Genomic DNA, 3,343 nt, shown 5'->3' with positions numbered 1-3,343 from the left:
CGGATGACCTCGGGGTCCCAGATCGGGGCGTCGTCGAGATGGTCGACGAGTGGCTTGCCGGTGACGGTCAGAGCCGTGGGGTCGAGCAGGTCGCGCACCTCGCGGAGGACGGCGAGCAGGCCACCGGCGCGGTGGAAGTCGTCCATGAGGAAGCGGCCGGCGGGCAGCAGGTCCACCAGCACCGGCACCCGGGACCCGATCCGGTCGAAGTCGTCGACGGTCAGGTCGATCCCCAGCCGCCCGGCGATGGCCAGCAGGTGCACGACCGCGTTGGTGGACCCGCCGATCGCGGCCAGCGCGACGATCGCGTTGTGGAAGGAGGCCTTGGTCAGGACGGTGCTGGGTCGGCGGTCGGCGGCGACCATGTCCACGGCCAGCCGTCCGGTGCCGTGCGCGGCCTCCAGCAGCCGGCTGTCGGGCGCGGGGGTGCCGGCCACGCCGGGGACGACCGTGCCGAGGGCCTCCGCGACCAGCGCCATCGTCGAGGCGGTGCCCATGGTGTTGCAGTGCCCGCGGCTGCGGATCATGGCCGACTCCGACCGGATGAACTCGTCCTGGGACAGCGTGCCGGCCCGGACCTCCTCCGACAGCCGCCACACATCGGTGCCGCAGCCGAGCGGGATCCCGCGGAAGGTGCCGGTGAGCATGGGGCCGCCGGGCACGACCACGGCGGGGAGGTCGACCGAGGCGGCGGCCATCAGCAACGACGGGATCGTCTTGTCGCAGCCGCCGAGCAGCACGACGCCGTCGATGGGGTTGGCCCGCAGCATCTCCTCGGTGGCCATCGCGGCCATGTTGCGCCACAGCATCGCGGTGGGCCGGACCTGCGTCTCGCCCAGCGACACGACCGGCAGCTCCAGCGGGACGCCGCCGGCCTCGTGCACGCCGTCGCGGACCGACGCGGCCACCTCGCCCAGGTGGGCGTTGCAGGGGGTCAGGTCCGAGGCCGTGTTCGCGATGGCGATCTGCGGTCGCCCGGCGAAGGCGTCGGCCGGCGCACCGCGGCGCATCCAGGCCCGGTGGATGTACGCGTTGCGGTCCTCGCCCGCGTACCAGTGCGCGCTGCGGAGCTCCACGGCGACCTGCCTTTCCAATCATCGACGCGATGGTCTAATTCTTGGAATGACCTGAGATTACGTGCTCGCGCCGCGATTCCTGGAGTCGACCGTGTACCTCATGCGCATCGGCCCGCCCGGCGCCGAGAAGCCCGCCGCCCGCGTCGACGACGACCGCTACGTCGACCTCTCCGACGTCGTCGGGGACTTCGACGAGGCGTTCTTCGGCGGTGGCGGTCTGGATCGGATCCGTCCGGTGGTGGCCGAGCGGGTGGCCGCCGGCCGGGTGTCCCGCTTCGCCGGCGAGCGGGTCGGCGCGCCCATCGCCCGGCCGCACCAGATCCTGTGCATCGGGCTGAACTATCGCGACCACGCCGCGGAGACCGGGCAGGCCGTGCCGGCCGAGCCGATCCTGTTCAGCAAGTCGCCCAACACCCTCATCGGCCCGTACGACGACGTGCGGATCCCGCGCGGGTCGACCAAGCCGGACTGGGAGGTCGAGCTGGGGATCGTCATCGGCCGGCGCACCAGCTACCTCGACTCGGTGCGGGACGCCCGCGGCGCCGTCGCTGGCTACCTGGTCGTCAACGACGTCAGCGAGCGCGCCTTCCAGCTGGAGCGCGGCGGCCAGTGGTCCAAGGGCAAGTCCGCCGAGACGTTCAACCCGGCCGGGCCCTGGCTGGTCACCCCGGAGGAGATCGAGGACGTCCACGCGCTGGGCCTGTGGCTGGACGTCAGCGGCGTCCGCCGGCAGACCGGCACGACCCGGTCGATGGTCTTCGACCCGCTCTTCCTGGTGCACTACCTCAGCCAGTTCATGGTTCTCGAGCCGGGCGACCTCATCAACACCGGCACGCCGCCGGGTGTGGGCATGGCCCTCACCCCGCCGGTGTGGCTGCGGCCCGGTGACGTCATCGAGCTCGGCATCGAGGGACTCGGCACACAGCGGCAGACCGTGCTCGGCCCGAGGTGACCACGCGGACCATGCGGGCGTCGGTGCTCACCGCGCCGGGGGAGTGCTCCGTGCAAGAGGTGCCGGCGCCGGTGGCGGGGCCGGGCGAGGCCGTCGTGGACGTGGATCGGGTCGGGGTGTGCGGCACCGACGTCGAGTTCTTCACCGGCGAGATGGCCTACCTGCACGAGGGGCACGCGTGGTTCCCGATGCGCCTGGGTCACGAGTGGGCTGGCACCGTGTCCGCCGTCGGCGCGGGTGTCGATCCGCGCTGGGTCGGCCGCCGGGTCATGGGGGACACGATGCTGGGCGACGGCGTCTGCCGGCGCTGCCGGCGCGGGCACCAGCACGTCTGCGCCAACCGGCAGGAGGTCGGCATCCGCGGCGGCCGCCCCGGTGCGCTGGCCGAGCAACTGGCGGCGCCGGCGACATCGCTGCACGAGCTGCCGGGGTCCGTGGACGCCGTCCTCGGTGCGCTGGTCGAGCCCGGCGGCAACGGGCTGCGCGCCGCCCGGGCCGCCCACCTGCGTCCCGGCGACCGCGCGCTGGTGTTAGGGCCGGGGACGATCGGGCTGCTGGCGGCGATGTTCGCCCGTGCCGCCGGGGCCGAGGTCCACCTGCTGGGCCGCCCGGACGGGTCGCTGGAGTTCGCCCGCTCCCTCGGGTTCGAGCACTGCTGGACCGAGGACACCCTTCCCGAGCTGCCCTTCGACGCGGTCGTGGACGCCTCCAACGCGGCAGACCTGCCCGCTCGGGCCCTGGAGCTGGTCGAGCCGTCCGGACGCGTGGTCTACATCGGACTCGCCGGCAGCCCCAGCCGCGTCGACACCCGCGCACTCGCGCTCAAGGACGTCACCGCGGTCGGGATCCTGTCCGCCTCGCCCGGTCTGGACGCCACCATCCAGGCGTACGCCGGCCGCCAGGTCGACCCGCGCCCGATCGTCGCGGCGACCGTCGGGCTCGACCGGGTCGGCGCCGTCCTGGCCGGCCAGCGACCCGAGGGCGCCGGTCCCGGACCCAAGATCCACGTCGACCCGCGACTCAGCTGAGAGGCAGCGACATGACCGACTTCCAGGGGCTCGTGGCCCTCGTCACCGGCGGCGCCAGCGGCATCGGCGCGGCGACGGCCGGCCTTCTGCGGGAGCGCGGTGCCCAGGTGGCCGTCCTCGACCGCGACACCGACGGCGCCCCCGAGGGCGTCCTGGCCGTGCCCTGCGACGTGACCGACACCGCCGCGGTCGACCGGGCCGTCAGCACCGTCGTCGAGCAGCTCGGCGGCCTGGACATCGTGGTGAACAACGCCGGCATCGGCGCCGTCGGCGACATCAGCGCCAAC

The 3,343-nt window shown here is 73.6% G+C and carries 4 protein-coding genes; 3 read left to right on the top strand and 1 reads right to left on the bottom strand.

The annotated features are described in order from the left end of the window. The coding region (locus tag VK640_08175) for a dihydroxy-acid dehydratase (GenBank protein ID HTE73160.1) at positions 1-1,076 on the bottom strand (1,076 nt) is incomplete at its 3' end. A gap of 91 nt (positions 1,077-1,167) precedes the next feature. On the opposite strand from VK640_08175, the gene VK640_08170 reads away from it, so the two are divergent. The 3 genes from VK640_08170 to VK640_08160 form a co-directional block, all read left to right on the top strand. Then, positions 1,168-2,028, top strand: coding sequence for a fumarylacetoacetate hydrolase family protein (locus tag VK640_08170; protein HTE73159.1), 861 nt, complete (start codon positions 1,168-1,170; stop codon positions 2,026-2,028). A gap of 11 nt (positions 2,029-2,039) precedes the next feature. Continuing rightward, the gene (locus VK640_08165) at positions 2,040-3,056 is read left to right on the top strand and encodes an alcohol dehydrogenase catalytic domain-containing protein (GenBank protein ID HTE73158.1); all 1,017 of its coding nucleotides are present in this window, start codon (positions 2,040-2,042) and stop codon (positions 3,054-3,056) included. 11 nt (positions 3,057-3,067) lie between these two features. Next, on the top strand, positions 3,068-3,343 hold a 276-nt coding region (locus VK640_08160; protein ID HTE73157.1), incomplete at its 3' end, for an SDR family NAD(P)-dependent oxidoreductase.

This window comes from Actinomycetes bacterium (genome assembly GCA_035489715.1).
Taxonomy (GTDB): Bacteria; Actinomycetota; Actinomycetes; order JACCUZ01; family JACCUZ01; genus DATHAP01.
The sequence above is the reverse complement of the archived record's forward strand: the minus strand, read 5'-3'. Positions and strand labels throughout refer to the sequence as shown.

Coding starts and splice junctions, on each gene's coding strand:
- VK640_08165 (HTE73158.1), top strand. CDS start 2,040: ATGCGGGCGTCGGTGCTCACCGCGCCGGGGGAGTGCTCCGTGCAAGAG.